This is a genomic window from Asaia sp. SF2.1, from assembly GCF_000505765.1.
Classification (GTDB): Bacteria; Pseudomonadota; Alphaproteobacteria; order Acetobacterales; family Acetobacteraceae; genus Asaia; species Asaia bogorensis.
This window is the reverse complement of the sequence record NZ_AYXS01000022.1, coordinates 1-18,655: the sequence shown is the minus strand read 5'-3', so window position 1 is coordinate 18,655 and position 18,655 is coordinate 1. Positions and strand designations below refer to the sequence as shown.

The 18,655-nt window shown below is 59.7% G+C and carries 15 protein-coding genes; 2 read left to right on the top strand and 13 right to left on the bottom strand.

Annotated elements, in window-relative coordinates; genetic code table 11:
• Window positions 1-414: 414 nt before the first annotated feature.
• Complete coding sequence (locus P792_RS29470) at window positions 415-729, bottom strand: multidrug efflux SMR transporter (protein ID WP_023978933.1); 315 nt, start codon at window positions 727-729, stop codon at window positions 415-417.
• Between the two features lie 251 nt (window positions 730-980).
• On the opposite strand from P792_RS29470, the gene P792_RS29465 reads away from it, so the two are divergent.
• Entirely contained in the window at window positions 981-2,042 is a 1,062-nt protein-coding gene (locus P792_RS29465; protein ID WP_031240950.1) for an oxidoreductase, read from the top strand.
• Between the two features lie 49 nt (window positions 2,043-2,091).
• Here P792_RS29465 and P792_RS29460 read toward each other — a convergent pair whose 3' ends face one another.
• The 4 genes from P792_RS29460 to P792_RS29445 form a co-directional block, all read right to left on the bottom strand.
• Complete coding sequence (locus P792_RS29460) at window positions 2,092-3,618, bottom strand: glycoside hydrolase family 32 protein (protein ID WP_023978931.1); 1,527 nt, start codon at window positions 3,616-3,618, stop codon at window positions 2,092-2,094.
• 192 nt (window positions 3,619-3,810) lie between these two features.
• Window positions 3,811-5,289, bottom strand: a complete 1,479-nt coding sequence (locus P792_RS29455; RefSeq protein ID WP_023978930.1) for a DUF2252 domain-containing protein — start codon at window positions 5,287-5,289, stop codon at window positions 3,811-3,813.
• Between the two features lie 101 nt (window positions 5,290-5,390).
• Window positions 5,391-6,629 carry an SLC13 family permease gene (locus P792_RS29450; protein WP_023978929.1) on the bottom strand — a complete coding sequence of 413 codons (1,239 nt, stop codon included), beginning with the start codon at window positions 6,627-6,629 and terminating at the stop codon, window positions 5,391-5,393.
• A 12-nt stretch (window positions 6,630-6,641) separates the two neighbouring features.
• On the bottom strand, window positions 6,642-7,874 hold the full coding sequence (locus P792_RS29445) for an MFS transporter (RefSeq protein ID WP_023978928.1): 1,233 nt from the start codon (window positions 7,872-7,874) through the stop codon (window positions 6,642-6,644).
• Window positions 7,875-8,228: 354 nt separating this feature from the next.
• Here P792_RS29445 and P792_RS29440 point away from each other — a divergent pair, with 354 nt between their 5' ends.
• The gene (locus tag P792_RS29440; protein WP_023978927.1) at window positions 8,229-8,507 is read left to right on the top strand and encodes a hypothetical protein; all 279 of its coding nucleotides are present in this window, start codon (window positions 8,229-8,231) and stop codon (window positions 8,505-8,507) included.
• Between the two features lie 103 nt (window positions 8,508-8,610).
• On the opposite strand, the gene P792_RS29435 is transcribed toward P792_RS29440, so the two are convergent.
• The 8 genes from P792_RS29435 to P792_RS37625 form a co-directional block, all read right to left on the bottom strand.
• Window positions 8,611-9,939, bottom strand: a complete 1,329-nt coding sequence (locus P792_RS29435; protein WP_023978926.1) for a lipopolysaccharide biosynthesis protein — start codon at window positions 9,937-9,939, stop codon at window positions 8,611-8,613.
• A 14-nt stretch (window positions 9,940-9,953) separates the two neighbouring features.
• Window positions 9,954-11,141, bottom strand: coding sequence for a glycosyltransferase (locus P792_RS36025; protein ID WP_023978925.1), 1,188 nt, complete (start codon window positions 11,139-11,141; stop codon window positions 9,954-9,956).
• A 337-nt stretch (window positions 11,142-11,478) separates the two neighbouring features.
• Window positions 11,479-11,793: a hypothetical protein gene (locus P792_RS29430; protein ID WP_122049249.1), complete on the bottom strand. Its 315-nt coding sequence runs from the start codon at window positions 11,791-11,793 to the stop codon at window positions 11,479-11,481.
• Window positions 11,794-11,917: 124 nt separating this feature from the next.
• On the bottom strand, window positions 11,918-13,789 hold the full coding sequence (locus P792_RS29425) for a potassium transporter Kup (protein ID WP_023978923.1): 1,872 nt from the start codon (window positions 13,787-13,789) through the stop codon (window positions 11,918-11,920).
• A gap of 28 nt (window positions 13,790-13,817) precedes the next feature.
• A complete protein-coding gene (locus P792_RS29420; protein WP_023978922.1) occupies window positions 13,818-14,033 on the bottom strand; it encodes a hypothetical protein in 216 nt (71 codons plus the stop codon).
• A 190-nt stretch (window positions 14,034-14,223) separates the two neighbouring features.
• Complete coding sequence (locus P792_RS29415) at window positions 14,224-15,654, bottom strand: ATP-binding protein (RefSeq protein ID WP_031240936.1); 1,431 nt, start codon at window positions 15,652-15,654, stop codon at window positions 14,224-14,226.
• 910 nt (window positions 15,655-16,564) lie between these two features.
• Window positions 16,565-17,119: a hypothetical protein gene (locus P792_RS29410; RefSeq protein WP_023978919.1), complete on the bottom strand. Its 555-nt coding sequence runs from the start codon at window positions 17,117-17,119 to the stop codon at window positions 16,565-16,567.
• Window positions 17,116-18,655: hypothetical protein (locus P792_RS37625; protein ID WP_023978918.1), on the bottom strand; the 1,540-nt coding region annotated here is incomplete at its 5' end. The genes P792_RS37625 and P792_RS29410, both read right to left, overlap by 4 nt.

Sequence of the window (18,655 nt, the reverse complement as noted above, 5' to 3'; positions counted from 1 at the left end):
ACGCTGTTCCTGCCTGTCCTCCGGTCCGGCGGATGAGGTGGCGCCATAACCGGGCGAGGCCGTATAGACCTGCCCGTTATAGACCGTATTGCTCTGCGCAAGCGCCGCAGAAACCGACCCGGCTGGAATGAGCACAAACAATGCGGATGTCGTGATCCGGAGTATCATGAAAGGGCGTAATCCGTCTGGCGATTGTCCTGCTCATTCTATGGCAGGGCGTTTCATACCGGACGAGGAACGAAGCGAAAGGGAATGTAACCGCCCCCATGCCTGCTCGCAGTCCATCAGGGGACGGGATGCGCGATGACCTGAACGATCTTTGCGAGCGTGCAAGGAGGGCGCGCGATTACCCCGGACCAGCCCCCTTCGCAGCTCACGACCCGATAAAAAGGCTTAGGCGTCGAAAGCCGCTTTTCACGTGGCCCATTTCATCAGAAGCAGGCCAGCGAGAATGAGAAGGGCCGCAATGCAGCGCAGAGGACTGCCAGCCTCTCCAAAAAGCATGATCCCGATGATGAATGCCCCGATCGCGCCGATACCGGTCCAGATCATATAGGCAGTCCCCAGAGGCAGGCTCTTCATTGCCCAGCCGAGAAGCCCGACACTCACCACCATGCCAATGACCGTGGCAAGGCTTGGCCCGAGGCGCGTGAAGCCCTCGGACTGCTTCATGGCCGCAGCCCAGAAAATTTCGCACATACCGGCAAGAAAAAGCGCGATCCACGCCATGACGGACCTCCTGAAACGGGTTTCGCCGGGCCGTCCCGGTCTTGAAGCTCGCATGGAGGCAGGAACGTCGTCGCTGCTGAGGTCAGCATAATCTGGCTGGAGACAGAGTTCAAATCGGCACGACGGGACAACTCGCATCGTGCCATGGCGATTAACTCACCGAGACAACCGGCGGCCTGTCGGGATTTCAGTCGCTTGGCCGTATGCCGGAACCGGAAAACGGATCGATGATACAAGGGGAGGAAATTCTCATGGCAGCACGCATCACGCAGGCGGCACTGGTCGGATATGGTTACGTGAGCCGTGTTTTCCATGCGCCTTTCATCGACTCCCTGCCAGAATGGAACCTGTATGGCATCGTGTCGAGCCGGGCCGATGAGGTCCGCGCAGACCACCCTGACTGCCGCGTCTATGACGATCCGCAGGCCGCTTTTGCCGATCCGGCGATTGATCTGGTGGTGATCGCCACCCCCAATGACACGCATTTCCCGCTCGCCTGTGCTGCCCTGGCTGCGGGCAAACACGTCCTGCTGGAAAAGCCCTTCGCCCTGTCACTCGATGAGGCGCGACAGATTATCGCAACGGCAGAACATCATGGGCGCGAACTCTGCGTCTTTCACAACCGCCGGTGGGACAGTGATTTCCTGACAATCCGCGCTGCATTGGCGCAGGGTGTCATCGGGCAGGTCCGTCACTTTGAATCGACCATCGATCGGTTCCGCCCTCAGGTGAGGGATCGCTGGCGCGAGGGGAAAGGCGCTGGTGCGGGTGTCCTGTTCGATATCGGTCCGCATCTTGTTGATCAGGCACTTCAGATTTTCGGTCTGCCCGAGCAGGTTCAGGCCTCCATTGCCCTCCAGCGTGACGGCGCCCTCAGTGATGATTGGGCTCATATCATTATGGAATATGGCCCGACGCGGGTCATCCTCCATACGGGTTCACTGGCGGCCGGCGGGGCCGTCCGCTTTCGTGTGCATGGCACGGGCGGCACCCTGATCAAGACACTTGGCGACCCACAGGAAGGGCAGCTCCGTGCTGGGATGACGCCGGGCGAGAAAGACTGGGGACAGGACCCGGATCGCCTGCAGATCCACACCGATGAAACGAGCTTTCATGAAACCGACGCCCTGCCGGGTGACCAGCGCGAATTATATCGCTGCCTTGCAAAAGCCCTGTCAGGCGAGGGCGCAAACCCGATCAGGCCAGTCGAAGCGCTCGCCGTCATGGCGGTGATCGAGGCAGCGGCCCAGTCGGCTCGGGAGAAACGGGCTGTTCCCCTCCCCCTGACGGAGGAGGAGAAAGCAGCTTACTGACCGCTCAGGTGATAAAGCAGGGGGCGGCAAGACTACCCCCTGCGGGACTTCAGAGCGTCGCTCGGCACATCGTCTTGTCGAGTGTGTAAATCTCGAGTGTTTCGATCGTGAACCCCGTCCCCTCGGTTACGAGGCGCAGGCGGTCGAGCGGTTTGGCCGGGTAAACGAGCGCCGTCGCCGTTTCCAGATACTCATTGGCGTAGAGTTCAAAGGCGCAGCCATCGAGGAACAGATGCAGGTCAACACTGCGGGCATCGGGGTAATAGGCCGTATTGACTGGCGCGGCGAAACGCCCCGTGAAGAATGGATGGTCGAACCCGCGCAGCTTGCTGCGATCCAGCCAGATTTGCGAGGATGGCACATCATAACCGATCGACAGCTTCTCGCCTTCCTCGTTAGCGAAAGCCAGTTCGAAGCGATTGATTACAAGGCCATTCTGACCCGGTTCAGTCTGGCGATATTCATCGGCGGTCAGGCGAATGACAATCTCAATGGCCTTGCCCACCGGGAGAGGAATTTCCCGACGCGTTGACACGGCGAGATAACGGTTCGCCTCGCTCAGGAGCGGGAGACGGAGTTTTTCCACGCCGCGTGGCTTCTGCACCAGACGCGGATAGCCGTTGGTGTCCTGTATGATGGTCATGCTGCGCGGCAGTGACATCGCGCCACGCCAATCCCGCGTCGGGAGCTCCTGACAGTACTGCCAGTTCCCCATCCAGGCGATATTGACCGCCTCGGAATCCGGCATGTTGCTCCATACCTGCAGGGCATAGGCATCCTTGGCGAAATCGGTCAGGCGGAGGATCGCATCGCAGGGTGTAAACACCGCGCCATCGAAATCACCGATAAAGTACTGCGTGACGCTGCCCCCCATCGGGCTGCCCGGATTGATCGAGACAAACAGCACCCAGCGCATTGCGCCGGCCTCGTCCCTCACCTGGATGAGGTTGGGACATTCATAGTTGACGGTCGGCAGTCCCGCGGGGCCAAAATGGCTGAGATGCGTCCAGTGGATCAGATCATTCGAGGCATAAAAACCGATGCGATGATGATCGACCTCGGCAATGACCATCACCCATTTCTGCGTGGGCTCGTGAAAGATCACCTGGGGGTCGCGAAAATTCGGGCTGCCGATGTCGAGAACGGGATTACCCGCATACTCCTCGAAGCTCTGGCCGTTATTGTCACTGATTGCGAGATACTGGCTCTGCCGTGTCGGCAGGGAGCGCGTGTAGAGCGCTGCGATGTTGGTGCCATGGGCATTGGCAAACAAGCCCGACCGATTGTCCCGATCGAGCACGGCACAACCTGTATAGGCCTGACCGTCAACCGTATCAGGCACAGCGATTGGCTGGTCTTTCCAGTTCAGCAGATCCGTGCTTGTGGCATGGCCCCAGCAGATATTGGCTGAATACGCGGCGTCAGGGTTATGCTGGTAATAAAGATGATATTGCGTGCCATCGAAAACGAGTCCGTTTGGATCGTTCATGAAGCCCGTGGGAGGCGTGAAATGAACTGAGGGTCGATACAGCTTGCCCGCCAGAGCGACGGAACATTCGGTTTTCCGGTCAGTCATGTTTTTCCAAGATCTTGTTGAAGATTATTTATGAAAACAGTCCCTTTTCGGTCAGGGACGAAACATAGATAGTGGCAAAATGCCAATATGTCAATAATTCATGAATTAGCCGAACCTTGTTACAAGGCCAGCCAACGAGGCGGCGCGGTGTTTCCGCCCCTCTTGCTCTGCCTCTGACCGACGGTTAAGGGGCTACGATGCGCTTCTGCCTCGCCCCGCACGCCGCTTGGTGCCCTGCCCCGCACCCCGGCTCTTTTTCCGGTCTTTCGTTTCGCCAGTTACGCTGAGCCTGCCCGCATCGATCGCCGCGTTGAAATCTTCCCAGTCCTTGCGCGTCTGGCCGGCGTAAGCCTCGGCAAAATCGGCTATCGCCTCTGCAAAGCTGTCGCTGCTGCCCAGATAACCCGCAATCTCCGCCACATCGCCCGATCGCGCATGAGCACGTGCCAGCGCCCTGCCGCACAGGGCGGCATAATCATCCAGCCCTTCCTGCGCCACATCTGCGCCGATAGCGGCAAGACGACTATCCTTGAGGCGCCGGACATAGAACTGCCTGTTCGAGCCATCAGGCGCATGACGCGAGCGCTTGGTGTTCGTTGTATGGGTCCAGCCAAGAAACCTGTCTGAAGAAGCCTGCATCAGGCGCTGGCCCTCCACCACGCGTTGCCCCTGATTGTCGTAGTGAGGCCCCCCGCAATAAGCTGCGAGCACCGATTCCTGCGCCTCCTTGATCTGCAGCAGCAGGGTTTCGCCATCGGCCGTGGCAAACAGCCCAATCGCGCAATAAGTGCCGACACTCCCCACCCCTACAACCTTGAACAGCACATCCTTCAGCCGGTAGCGCGACAGCAGCACAGCGCGTTCAGGGGGCTGGGTGGCGATGTAACACGCGAAGGCCTGGTGGATGGTCTCGTCCTCGTCGGGCAGACGCACCACCAGCGGCGGTTTGACACGCAGGCTGGGTGTGTTCTTGTCGAATGAGACCAGACCGAAGTGGTTACGCGCGCTCTCAAGCCGCGCTTCCAGACGCTCACGCACGCCCTTGCGTGTATGCTTGTCGGAGAAATCGGCTATGGCGGCTGCAAGATCGATCCGGTCGGACCAGATTTCCAGCGGGCTCATTGGCGCAAGACGGGCCATCTCATCCTGATAGGTCCGCGCCGCCAGAAAAGCATTATGCCGCGCCTGCCTGTCAGCCGCCCCAGCCTCCCCGCTTGCAAGAACCAGCGACGTTGCAAGACGCTTGATGTCCCATTCGAACGGGGCAGGACAGGTCTCATCAAAATCATTGATGTCAAAAACGGCTATACCATCAGCCGAGGCATAGGCCCCAAAATTGGCCATATGGCAGTCACCACAGCTTTGCACATACGGCCCGCTGGCGACGGTATGGGCCAGATCGGAGGCCATGACGATGGCGCTCCCTCGCATGAAGGCAAACGGAGACGCACGCATACGTTCATAACGGATTGGCAGCAGGTTCTGGATACGGCTCTCACCCTGCCTGACAAGCAGATCGACCGGATCGACCCGATTTGAAGGCGGCTCCCATGCGGCGTGGGCGCTGCGGGGCACGGTTTTTCGCAGGCCCTGCCCCGCCTCATGGCGGGCATCGCGTGTCTCGAAAACGGATGTGGCGATGGAAGCGGACGGTTGCGGAAGTTCAGCCATGCGAAAAGCAGCCTCGTATCGGTCAGGAAGCCCCCAGTCTTCCAGATGACATCCAACGATACAATCCGCCTCTCACGCTATCGGGGGTGAAACACCTGCGCTCAGATCATCAGAACAAGCAAAGCGGCAATCAGGGCGGGTACGGTCAGCGCCATGCCAAAGCGCATGAAGCGTCCATAGCTCATTTCGAGATCGTGCTTGCGCAGGATAATCAACCAGAGCACCGTTGCCAGAGAGCCGCTCAGCGTCATGTTCGGCCCTAGATCCACACCAATCAACAACGCATCCTGAAAGGCGCTCCCATGGGATGAGAGCATCGGGGAAAGCTGGGCGGCCATCAGGCCCGAAGGCAGGTTGTTGATGATATTGCTCAGAATGGCCATGCCAAAGCCCGTTACCATGACGGCCTCGGTGCCGTGACCACAGGCGAGGATGAACCGGACAAGCGAGGCGATAACACCACTCTGCTCAACGGCTGCGACAAGCACAAAGAGACTGGCGACCAGCGGAAAAACCGACCAGGAAATTTCGTTGAGCCCGGGCAGAGGAGACTGGCGGCGGCGCAACGTTATCACGGCATAAAGCGCCACGCCTCCCGCGGCTGTGGCCCAGCCCAGCGAACCATGCATGAACGAAACGAGGGTCAGCAGCAGCGTGATGACAAACAGGGCCAGCGCACTGAAACGCGCCGTCGCATCCAGCTCCGGCAACGGCTCCGACTGGTCGAACTCCACCTTGATCCTTTGTCGCATCATCCAGAAAAGCATCACAAAGCTGATCCCGATCGCCATACAGGATGGCACGAGGAAACGCCCCAGCCAGGGCACGAGGCCGGGGGGTGCTCCTCCGTAAAGCACGAGATTGGCCGGATTGCTGATCGGCAGCAGAAAGCTCGCCGCATTGGCGACAACGGCGCAGGCCAAGAGCGAGGGATAAGGATCGATCCTGGCCTTGCTGGCGACCGCAATGACGGGCGGTGTCAGCAGGATGATCGTGGCATCATTGGAGAGAAAGGCCGTTGTGACGATTGCGACAGCAAAAATGATCAGGAACAGCCTTTGCCCGGAACTGCGCGCCCGGCTCAGCGCAAAGGCCGCCAGCCAGTCGAACAGCTTTTCCTGCCGTGCCACTTCGCTCAGCAGCATCATGCCCAGCAGGAACAGATACACTTCCTTGCCCGAGGCGATTGCCCGGCCAACATCTGGCCAGGCAATAACCCCTGCAAGCGGCAGGGTTATGGCGGCGAGTGACGTCCAGAGCGCCTCGGGCAATTGCCACGGCCGCAGCAGTAATCCCGCTACAGCGAAAAGACAGGCCCCCCACAGGATAAGCGCCTCCATGGCGGTTGTTCCTCAGGCTGCCACGGCAGCAGGGACGCCCTGCTCATCCGGGTCACGTGTTTCGGGCATGAGCGTCAGGAAAAATACCAGCGCCATTACAGCAATGACCGTGAGGGAGAGAAAGCCGGCGTGATAACCTTCGAGCTGCACGATGTATCCGCCAATCAGATTGCTCAGCCCACCACCGATGCCGACGCTCAGCGCCACCATGCCCTGGAGGAAGTTGAACCGCCCCGTTCCATGCGTCAGATCAGCCGCGATGATGATGGCGATCACGCCGAAGATACCGGCCGCGATACCATCCAGCACCTGAATGGCAATGATGGCCCCCGGCGCGTCGAACCACGTGAACAGCAAGCCGCGTATCGGCAGGATGGCATAAGCGAGCAGGAAGATGGGCTTACGCCCGATGCCTCGCGCCATTGCGCGCCCGACCCCCCAGGCCACGAGCATCATCACGAACTGAGCGACGATCACGCAGGCGCTCAACGTAACGGTTTCGGAACCCGGATGGCTTTTGGCCATGACCTGACCGGCAAAAGGCAGCATGGCGGCATTGCCCAGGTGAAACAGCACGATGGAGCAAAGAAACACCCAGACGGGACGTTGGCTTACGAGAGAGCCGATGGAGACAGGCGGTTCATTCGAGTCATCCTCACTGCCACGCGCAACCTTCTGGTCAATCTCACCCGGTCGTATGAGTAAGAGCGCCAGAGCACTGGCCAGAGCAGAGCCGCAAACCAGATAGAAAATCCAGTTAAGTCCCCAGTATTGCCCGCAGAGCCCGGCCAGCGCCGCTGAGGCGAAGGAACCGAAATGGTTGATACCCTGGTTGCGACTGATACGACCGGGCAAGCGGCGACGCCCCACAAGCCCCAGTGAAATGGCAGCAAGCGCTGGCGGTATGACCGCGGCAGCCGCTCCCATCATGATCTGCGCTGCCAGAACAGGGGCCATGCCGGGTACCGCGATGATCAGGATGCAGCTCAGGGCCGTGATCACCGCAGAAATTGCCACAAGGGCACGTTTGTAGCGGATCGAGTCCACCATCAACCCCGCAGGGATCTGGCAAAGCGCCGTGGCGAGCCCTGTCATGGCCATGGCAACGCCAATCGGCCCCGCCTGCCAGTGTCGCGCACTGGCGAGATAGACGGTCAGGTACGGACCGACGCCGTCCTGAACGTCGGCCAGGAAAAAATTGGTTGCATCCAGCCCGGCCCGGCTGCTGGCCGAAGGACCCCGCATCGACCCGGTCTCTGCCGGCGCCCTGTCCGCCTGTGCCTCTTTCACGTCTTCACTACCACCATAATTATATTAATAAATGAATTGATCGATCAATTATTGTTGCCGGCCATTAGATTATCGCCCTTGACCTGCCAAGTGCTTGAGAAAAACAGTCATGGTCGTTCACGCGACATTGCCTTTCTCCAGCGGTTTGATCGGCAGTACCGGGTGATCTCTTCATGGCTGCCAGATTATCGCGATGAAGAAACATCTTGCGTGAACGGTCGCCCCTGCGAGATGTTCCGAACATCCGCTGGCAAGTTTCCCGACCGCTGCTGACACCCCGGATAGAACGCATGAAGGGAGGAGAAAATCGTGCAATCTACCATCGCGAGATCGCGCCCCGATCTGCACGCAACACGGCTGCTCTCCTGGTTGATGTGCCTTGCCTTTATGTCGGTTGGGCTGATGCGCTGCTTCTGGCCCTCGCATGTCGGATTATTCGTCTTCCCCGATCATCACTGGGCATTCGGCATCGTGCGCGATATCGCAGGGGGACACGAATATGGCGGCGCGTCGGTCACCCCTGTGTGCCTTGGCATCGCTGCTCTGCTGTTTCTGGCACTGGACCGGTCGGGGGAATACTGTCGATAGCGGTTGGGGGGTATAAGACACTCAACTGTAGACGCGCTCCAGCGTTCCAAAGCCCCTCGGTAAACCCGTCACGGATCTGCCGAGCGCTCAGGTAACGGCTCCCTCAGACCACGCCGTAACGTTCAGCCCAGCGCGGAGAGATCCAGCGCGCGGCAAGGAACAGGCAGAGGGCGAAAATCATCACTGAGCACGCCACGCTGGCCAGAGCCGCCCCTGTCACACCGATGACTGACATGAGGCCCGCCAGCACGACAAAATAGAGCACCATGACGGCGAGCCGATATTTCAGGATGATCGCAAGCCGCCCCATAACGGTCAGCAATGTCTCAAGCGGAATGATGCACACCTCAAGCAGGGCGCTGCATACCATGAGAAGAATGATGAGGCGCTCATGGGCAAAACTGTCATGCAGCATCAGATGCAGGATCGCCTTGCCCCCGAACAGCGCCACAAGCACTGCCAATATCGAAAACCCGATAATCACCAGTGCCAGGCGTCGCGTGACATGGCGCAAGGCCTGCCAGTTCTGGCTGTCGCGAAACCGCACGAATTCCGGGTACAGGCTTGGGATCATCATCTGGGCCGGTTTGGCAAGACCATCGCATATCTGCTTGGTCACGCGATAAATCGCGACATCACGCGCGCCGAGCACGGCACCGATGATGAGCGTACCACCCTGACGGAACACAGCGTCAAGGATCTGATTGACGCTGACCCTGATGGTGAACCCCCAGATACCAACAATATCCGCGGCACAGAAAAGGCAGGAGAAGAACCCGATATCCCGCCCCATATGACGGCGCAGAAGGATAAACCCACCGAGGCTGGTCACGACGAATAAAGCTGCCTGATGCAGGAACCAGACGAACAGGAAGAACTCCAGCGAAGCGTGCAGCAGATAGCCGATCAGATAACCGATCGTACGAACACAGGTCGAAACGAAATCGAACAGGGCTGCCAGACCGAAACGGTTGCTCAGCCGGATCAGCCCCGTGGACCACCCCGTATTCATGAAGGCGATCGTGAGCATCATCCATGAGGCATCACGCTTGACCGCGTCCGACCAGCCCAGAAAATGCGTGCCCGCGACGGCAATCACAATCAGACCGCCAACCAGCCCCGCCAGACCGCTGAGCATATCCGAGCGCATGCAATAGCCCAGTATGGGCATGAAACGCCTGCGATCCCTTGCCTCATATGACGCAGCGCCATAATGCAGCAGCGTTTGCCATGACTGAAGATGCGTCATGTCTGAAACGAGCATGACGAAGGTGGTGATCAGAAGCAGCACACCAAAGGTTTTCAGGCCCAGCGTGTGCGCAGCCCATGCCACATAGGCAAAACTGCACAGCGCATTGATGATGCGGCTGGAAACCAGAAAGCCGGTATTGCTGAAGATGCGGTGCAGCGCCGAGCGTTGTTCAGAACCCATGATCAGGCAACAGATTACGCGCGGGCCGTTTTGTCAAAGCCCTGCCCTGCCAGCCCCGGACTGATCGCCTGTCGCGGCTGCATGAGCGTGAGGAAAAGCCGCCCCCCATGCGAGACATGAAAGCGATCCACCAGAGGGGTCAGGTCCGCGGGCAGGGTCGGTGCCTCGTCCAGCACATCGGCCAGAGCATTGGCCAGCGCCCCTTCGTCACGCGTGGGTACGATCCGCCCCGCAGAACGGCTCGTGATGAATGTGCCCACCGCGGGTGAGCAGTCTGTCGCGACAACCTGACGTCCGGCAGCCAGAGCCTCAATCAGCACCGCGCCAAAGCTCTCGCAATGAGACGTCAGGGCGAAAACCCGCGATTTCTCAAGGGCTTCCCGTATGGAGGGCACATAGCCGCAGAGCGACACCCGGTCTGACAGGTCGAGTTGCTCAATGAGGGTTTCCAGCTCGGCGCGCGCTTCACCCTCACCGCAGATCACCAGCTTTGCCTGGGGGTGGCGCACGAGCACGAGGCGAAAAGCCCGTATCAGGCCGTCAAATCCCTTGATGGCAGTAAGACGCCCGGCCGCCAGAATGGTCTCGCTGTCCGCCGGCACCGGTGACGGGGGGGCCTCATCCCACAGCGCCGGAAGCGGGACTACATCGACCGGTGTTCCTCTCAGGATTTCACGCGTCTGCTGCGCCAGATCATGACTGAGCGTTGTGACCCGATCAGCGTGGCGTAACAGAGTACGCATGCGACGGTCGTAGCGCGACTGCGCCGCAGGAGAGCGGCCTTCGCGGCAGACAGGTGAACTGACCTGCGCAAGAATCAACGGACGCTTTTCGCGCGTCAGTGTGGCCAAAAGGGGCACGACCGGCCAATGGCTGTTCCCCGGTACGTAGATAGCGTCGAAGGCAAAGCCGGCCGCACGATGCCGGGCCCGCCATGCGAGCATCCAGACCAGAGCCGTATCATTCAGCCGTGCTGTAATGGCGAAATCCACGATCGCAACGCCCCTCGCAACGAGTGCACGCAACGGTCCGGTCCCCCGCCCGGCCATGATGACAACCTCAAGGCCGCAGGAGGCCCAGAAATTGGCAAGGCCGATGGCCACGCGCTCACTACCGCCGAGACGGAAGTCACGCAGGACAATGCCGATGCGCGAAAGAGGCTGCTGTGCCGCAGGGGGACGAATAGGCAGTGTGACAGACATGACGGGCGTGCTGATCCGCGAAACTGGGATATTAAGGCCTGATTGTCATAGTTTGACACAAGATACAATGCGTTACTTTAAGGTTACCGATTAATTAGCGTTTGTCGCCTGATGTTCGAGATGCGCCCACAAAAAACCCCGGCAGCGCATCAGAAGATGATGCCTTGCCGGGGTCTCGGATTTCGTGGTGTTCAGCTTTTCCCTCCGGGACGTCATGCTCCTCAGTGGGACGAGCCTTCTGGTACCAGTTGATACCTTGGTAGCCGACGCGCAGTCGATGAAAGGACTACCTCGATGGCAACGGGACTCTCATCGGCCGGGTTCGCTGGAGGCGGCTTCAGTTCTTCGGCGGCGGGGCGTCAGACGGGGCGGATTTTCCCGGCTGCGTCGAGTGTTCGACATCGTAAGCCGTAGCCTTCTCCTCATAGCTGCCCTTGGCGCCCGGATGCTCCTTGTCATAAGCCGCTGCCTTCTCCTTGGCTTCCTTGCGGTATTCATGACGGCGATACATTCCCGTCGCGCATCCGCCCACAGCACCCAACACGCCGTGATTGACCAGATGGCCGCCTACGGCACCCGCCGCGCCGTATTTCAGGCAGCCACCCGGCTCGGCCATAGCCTGCGGAAGCGTGATGATGAGGCTTGCTGCCATGAGCGTGCGGCCGAGAAGATGACGCATGGTATAATTCCTTCCAGTCTGGCCCCGTCGCATTACTGACATCGGGGCGAGGTGAGCGTAACGCCCTTCATCACTGAAGGGTCGCAAACATGTCAGGTCAGATCTCGACCTGATGGCCAATCTCGATTAGTCGTTCGCGCGGCAGGGTGAAGCGATCAGAGGCCCGCACAGCGTTGCGATAGAGAAAGCCGAAAAGGATACGACGCGGCGAGACCATTTTGGGTGTCTTGAGGTCAGGCACCACATCGTCATCGCCCGCAAAGAAAACGACCGTCTCGAGATCGAGACCGCAGCCCGCCTCCTTGGCCTGACCCAGCACATAGTAGAGGTTCGGTATTTCCACGAAGCCAAAGCTGACATTCACGGTCCAGATACCGTGGCCGACATCCTTGACCGACATGCGCTCATCGGCAGGCACGCGGGGCACCGTATCGAATTTCACATTCAGGATGACGACGTGTTCGGGCAGGCAATGGAAATCGGCAACGTGGCGCATCACGATAGGTGGCAGAGCCGTCTCATAGCGCGAGAGGAACACCGCAGCGCCGGGTGTGCGGATCAGCTCACCGTCACGCAGCTTCTGCAGCACCTTGTCTGAACGCTCACCCAAAGGAGCAAGGCCAGCACGCAGGAGGGTGATACCGCGGCGCCAGGTGGTCATGATCACATAGATGAACAGGCCGATCAGCAGGGGCACATAGCCACCCTTGTCGATCTTGAGCAGATTGGCAACGAAGAACGCAACGTCGACCACCGAGAAGCACAGCGCGATCGGCAGGGCCTTCCAGAGTGGCCATGACCAGCGTTCACGCATGACATCGAAAATAAGCAGGGTCGTCATGAGCATGGTGGTGGACACCGCCGTGCCATAGGCACCGGACAGGGCATCCGAACTTTTGAAGCTGAGCGCGATGAGCAGTGTGACGATCATCAGCGCCCAGTTCACCACAGACACGTAGATCTGCCCGTATTCCTCATCCGAGGTCTGGCGGATGTTGAGGCTCGGGAACCAGCCAAGCTGCATGGCCTGGCGCGTGAGCGTGAAGGCGCCGGTGATGATGGCCTGGCTGGCGATGATCGTGGCGAAAGTCGCCAGAATGACCATGGGCAGCACAAGACCATGCGGCATGGAAGCAAAGAACGGATTGTCCTTAACCTGCGGATGGCTGACCAGAAAAGCCGTTTGCCCGGCATAGCTCAGCACCAGCATAGGCAGCACGATCACCGCAAGGGCAAGGCGTACACTGGGCCGGCCCACATGGCTCATATCGGCATAGAGCGCTTCAGCACCCGTCACCGAGAGAAAAACCGCCCCCAGGATGATCAGGCTGTTCGCGCCGTGCTCGTACAGGAACCGCAAACCGTAAAGGGGGTTGAGCCCCACCAGCACGGAAGGATCATGCAGCAGGGAGAAGAGGCCGATCCCACCAAGGGCCAGAAACCAGACCAGCATGATGGGGCCGAACACGGCACTGATACGCGCCGTACCCAGTGGCTGTATGGCGAAGATGCCAAAAAGAATGACGGTGGCGATGGGCAGGATGTAGGGCTGGAGCGACTTCGTGACAACGCCAATGCCCTCGATGGCGCTGAGCACCGAAATGGCCGGGGTAATGGCGCCGTCACCATAAAGCAGCGCTGCGCCGAACAGCCCGGCTGCGGCGAGCAACGTGCTGCGTGCATACCAATGTTTGCCGAACGAGCCGCCAACGAGCGAGAACAGGGCGAGGATACCGCCCTCCCCCCGGTTATCTGCCCGCATGACCACGGTCGCGTATTTGACGGCAACCACCATGATCATCGTCCAGACAAGCAGGGAGAACCCACCGAGCAAGGTAGCCCGGTCGGTCGAGCCCGTGTCGTTCAGGACGGTCTGGAGGGTATAAAGTGGGCTGGTGCCGATATCACCAAAAACGATGCCAAGGGCTGCCAGTGCGCCTGGCAGCACCTTTCTGTGTTCTTCGGCCATACGGCTCCCCGTGCAAAAGACCCCGCGATCACTCGTGGCGAGGCGCGTCGGAGTCCAGAAGTTTGACGTCGATGATCATCGCACCCGAGAAATACATGGGCTTGACGAGATGCTTGATGATGTAGTGCCCGTCGTCCCCCTGGATATGCACCGGCACGGTGATGTCGTAGCCGGAGAGACGGGCATCGTAGGTTGCATCCGCACCATTAAGGGCTACGAGGGCGATCAGTTCATCGTTTGTCATAATTTTATCCAGAACCTTTCAGGGCCGGTTACAAATCGGGTTCCCTGATCAAACGATACCGTGCACCGCACGGTTGCAGCCCGCGCCCGCTGAGGTGGAATACGATTTTGTCATCCGACGCGGGACGCTTCCCTCGTCTCGTCACACTGGCATCCCGCACCCGATGGGGCGGTGCCCTGCTGTTACGCCCTCAGCCGGTCTGCCAGCCATGCCCGATGAAAGCGACGCGCCGGCCCACTGGCATGTCCTGCACCACGATGATCTGGCGTTCCTCCAGATAGGCAAGCTGCCGACGCGCCCTGCCGAGCGAATGCGTGCCATAGGCCTCGGCTATGGCCTCATCACCGGGGCACGGCGACCCGTCCAGGGCGGCACGTGCCAGAAGCAGCACGACACCCTGCACATCTTCAGGCACGGCCCGGGCTATATCGAGCGCCTGCTGCCAACTCTCCTCCTGCGCCTGCTCGAAGCTCGCCCCCGAGCGCACACTCGCAAGCAGCAGGCGGAACGCGCCGAGATCCAGCACATTGCGGTTGAGCCGCTCGATGCGGGCGCGCAGCTGGAAATCCTGATAGAGCGTGGCCAGCGGGCGATAGGCCGAATCCGTCTCGGCAATCACCGCCTCGACCAGACGCCAGAGCAGTTCCGGCGCAGCATCGATTTCCGGCGCGACCTCCTCGACCGGCGCTGCGGCCGAATAAGCGTCGAGCTGCGCCAGCAGATCGGGCGCGGGCGTACGCCGCTCACGCGGGCGGGGCGTCGCTTCCACAACAGGTTCGAGAATGAGGCTGTAATTATCCTCGGCGGGACGTGCCTCGAACGGGGTCAGGACCGGCCCCGTCGCGTGGCTGGCCGTCTCGACCGTGCCGATCGTGACCATGAGCGGCCTGCGGCTCAGCGCGGGGCCGAGCGCCATGAACTGGCCGCGCGCCAGATCACGAAACCCCTCTGCCGTGCGGCGCTCCATCCCCAGGAGATCGGCCGCGCGAAGCATGTCGATATCGAGGAAGGTACGGCCCATCAGGAAATTGGAGGCCTCGGCCGCCACGTTCTTGGCGAGCTTCGCCAGACGCTGCGTCGCGATCACCCCGGCCAGACCACGCTTTCGCCCACGACACATGAGGTTGGTCATTGCCCCAAGGGACAGACGCCGCGCCTCATCGGAGGTATCACCACTCGCGACAGGGGCGAAAAGCTGCGCCTCATCCACGACCACCAGCACCGGATACCAGTGCGCGCGCGGTGCCTCGAACATGCCGTTGAGGAACGACCCTGCCGCCCGAAGCTGCATTTCTGCCTCGACCGATTCCAGATTGAGCACCACCGAGGCCCTGTGGGCCCGCGCGCGCTCACCAGCAGCGCGGAGTGTGGCCTCTGTCTGTTCCGATGCATCAATCACGAGGTGGCCGTATTTATCGGCCAGTGTCACGAAATCACCCTCCGGATCGACGATGACCTGCTGGACAAGCGTTGCCGTCTGTTCAAGCAGACGGCGCAGCAGATGCGACTTTCCCGAACCCGAATTGCCCTGCACCAGCAGGCGGGTTGCGAGAAGTTCAGTCAGGTCCAGCTGGACATCCGCGCCGTCGCGGCCACGACCCATGGTAATCGATACGCTCATGGGGGTCTCCCTACCGCAACTTGCCTCTAAAGTCAGCCATTCGCCAAGGCATGAGAGCGGGTTTTCGAGAGCGCCGCGGTACTACGAATTCGCACTGACCCGGGTTCAGGACTCAACGATCGAGGGAAGAGGATCTGACTCACGCTATGCGAAGAGGCGCGAGTTGGATGAACTGGCATGGCTGACAGATGAGTGGAGCGTGCGCCTTGAACCGCTTGTGCCAAGAAGCCACCGAGTGCTGCACATCAATGATCGGTGCACGCTGAGCAGGATGACTCTTATCGATCGCAACACGCGCTGCGATAACGCTTTTCCGCAGGCTTATGGGCCGACCAAGGCGCCCGACAAGCGCTGGAAGCGTTACGGTGCTACGAGGTTCTTTGCACGGATACGAAGCGACCTGTCCACTCTGGGGTTGGATCATCAGATGATCATGCTCGATGCCGGGTGTTTCACGCTATGGAGTGCGTCATCGTGCCTGCGGATCAGGCGGGTTCGGGACGCCTGTTGGGGCAAGCAAGAAAGGGCGTGCATACCGGTCAACACGCAGTTACGGATCGAAACGGCCGTCCGATCAAGTTCTGCACGATGGCAGGCAAGAGCAGCGGTCGTACACGCGCAGCGACTCTGCCAGATGATTGGTGTGCGGCAAAATGGCTTATGGCCACGCAGCGCCTTACTGACTGAGCAGGGAACGGGCTGGAGGGAGAAAAGATCAAGCCCTGCGCCCCGGCGGCGCAATCGTATCAGAATGATGTTCGCTCGGCTCAGGAGCTAATGGCGAAGCCAGCCCGCTCAAGCACATGCCCAGCCGTCTTCCTTCACCATCTGCCACATCGCGCCCGTCATGTGCCGGCCGGAAGCAAGACCTCCATCAGCTATCCTCGTCCTTGCCTGAAGCCTGTACCGTTCAGGCGTAATTCGGCTGGCAACGATCCAGAGCCTGCACGGCCACTTCGCCGAATTCGAGATCGCTCAAATTGATCGAGGCGTGAAAGACCTTGCCGAAATTCTCATTGGTACCCCAGGCGGAAAAGCCACCACCACGACCACGCGTTGCGACGATCCGTACCTGATCCCCCTGGTCTTCGGGCCAGTCAATATAGATACCAGCTGATTTGGACATGGCGGTCAGAATATCCTTGAAGCCAAATTCCTGCTGGATGCGCAACCAGAACTCATGCGACTTCCAGTCTGATTCGTCATATGCGGGCTTTGAAATTTCACTGGGGATCGGCCGAGGCAAGTAAGCCCCGAAATCCTCGCTGCTATACAGAGCCTTTTTAAGGTTCTCTCCGATCCAATCCGTCGTGGCCTGTTTGCGGGGAATGAAGGTGGACCAGCCGGAGCGAGAGAAGTGACACCCGCTCCAACGTTCCTCGCAAATCACGGCTACATATTTTCTGGTGCGGATGACCTGGGCACGACGGGTGGGGATCTGCCAAGAGGGGATCACGGTGCTCATGCGATGTCTGCAATCCTGAATTCAACGGTTTTACTGTCGGCAGAGTCAGCGGCAACGCGGATCTTGGCAAGTTTCAGGGCCTGACAGATCGCGCGCCATTGATCGTTGTTCGGCTCTGCTGGCACTCCCAGATCGAGAACATAGTTTTGGATGTCAGTCTTGGTAAACCTCAAGCTCGTTCCAGCGGGACGGTCCGGGTAACGATACGGCCCACCATCGGTGTCATAGCGGATCATGGCCTGGACATTGGCGAGAATACGTCCCTGAAGCCGGGTCATGTTCTGATAGGTCGTGCCCTTCAGATCCATGGTCTTGTCACTGACCGCGGTCGCGGTGTCCCTGTTCCACTCATCAAAGGCTTTCCAGTTGTTGCGGTCCGATCGGTAATCCGCCAGCCATTCATAGCCTTCTTTCTTAAGGCGCTGAGCGTCCCAGACCTCGAATGGATTGCCCTGCGCCTTGATACCATTGCCTTGTGATGTCCATTGCACGCCACTCGACCACTGTGCGGTCGAAACTCCAGCCATCTGGCGGCCCGGTACTGCATTGGCCGCGCCGATCTCGCTGTTACTGACCGTCAAACTGCCATTCTTCCCGAGGATAGCATGCGCAGGTTTGAAAATCACCGGATCGCAAGGATCGGGCTCCTTCTGCTTCTGGATCGTGTCGATATTGTTCAGCACATCCTGTTGATCGATCACGGTTTCAAAAAGCAGAGCACCCCCCATCGAGATCACGCGTCTGAACTCGGCGGCGGACGCTGCCTCGTTCATCATGGGGTTGGTCAGGGCACTTGCCAGGAGGGCCGTGGCCTGGTCTGCCGAATAGGACACGTTTTCTACCATGCGGCCATAGGAGGCCGTGCCGTCAATCGCGTGATAGGTGGCGGCTTCTGCAGCAAGCTGGTCAGCGCTCTGATTCTGAACCTGGTTCCACGCGATATTCAGATGATACATGGCGGTTGCCATGCTCTTTAACTGGATATCGGTCGGCAAACCCTGCCCCCAGTCCTGATAGATCGACTGAAGCGTTTGCACGCCCGCAGGAGCAAGCTGCGCGCTGACAAGGGTGCTTTCATAGGTTGCCTGACCCGAACCAATGGCATCTTGCTGCGTCGCGAGCCATGCCGATGTGGTGATCGTCTGGCTTGCCCCGAACAAGAAAATCCCGGCACTTTTGAGGCTGTCCGCCTCAGCAGCGCTATGGGCAATTGCGTAGCGGAGATCGGTCAGACTCTGATTATTAGCCAGCTGGGCCTGATTGGTTTGCATCCCACTCGGGTCCACAGCACGCCCCAGAACATCTCCATAGAGCCTGTCTATCGCCTGTTTACCCTCCCAGGCGTAAGCAATGCTGCGCGTAATATCGGCAATGCTGGCGCCATTGGCTAGCGCTCCCTGATAGCAGTCATACTGAAACTGCTCGGGGTTCTGAATGCCAGCCGTACGCGCATACACGGCCTGGACGGCATTCTTTCCCTCCCAGGCGTAAGCAATGCTGCGCGTAATATCGGCAATGCTGGCGCCATTGGCTAGC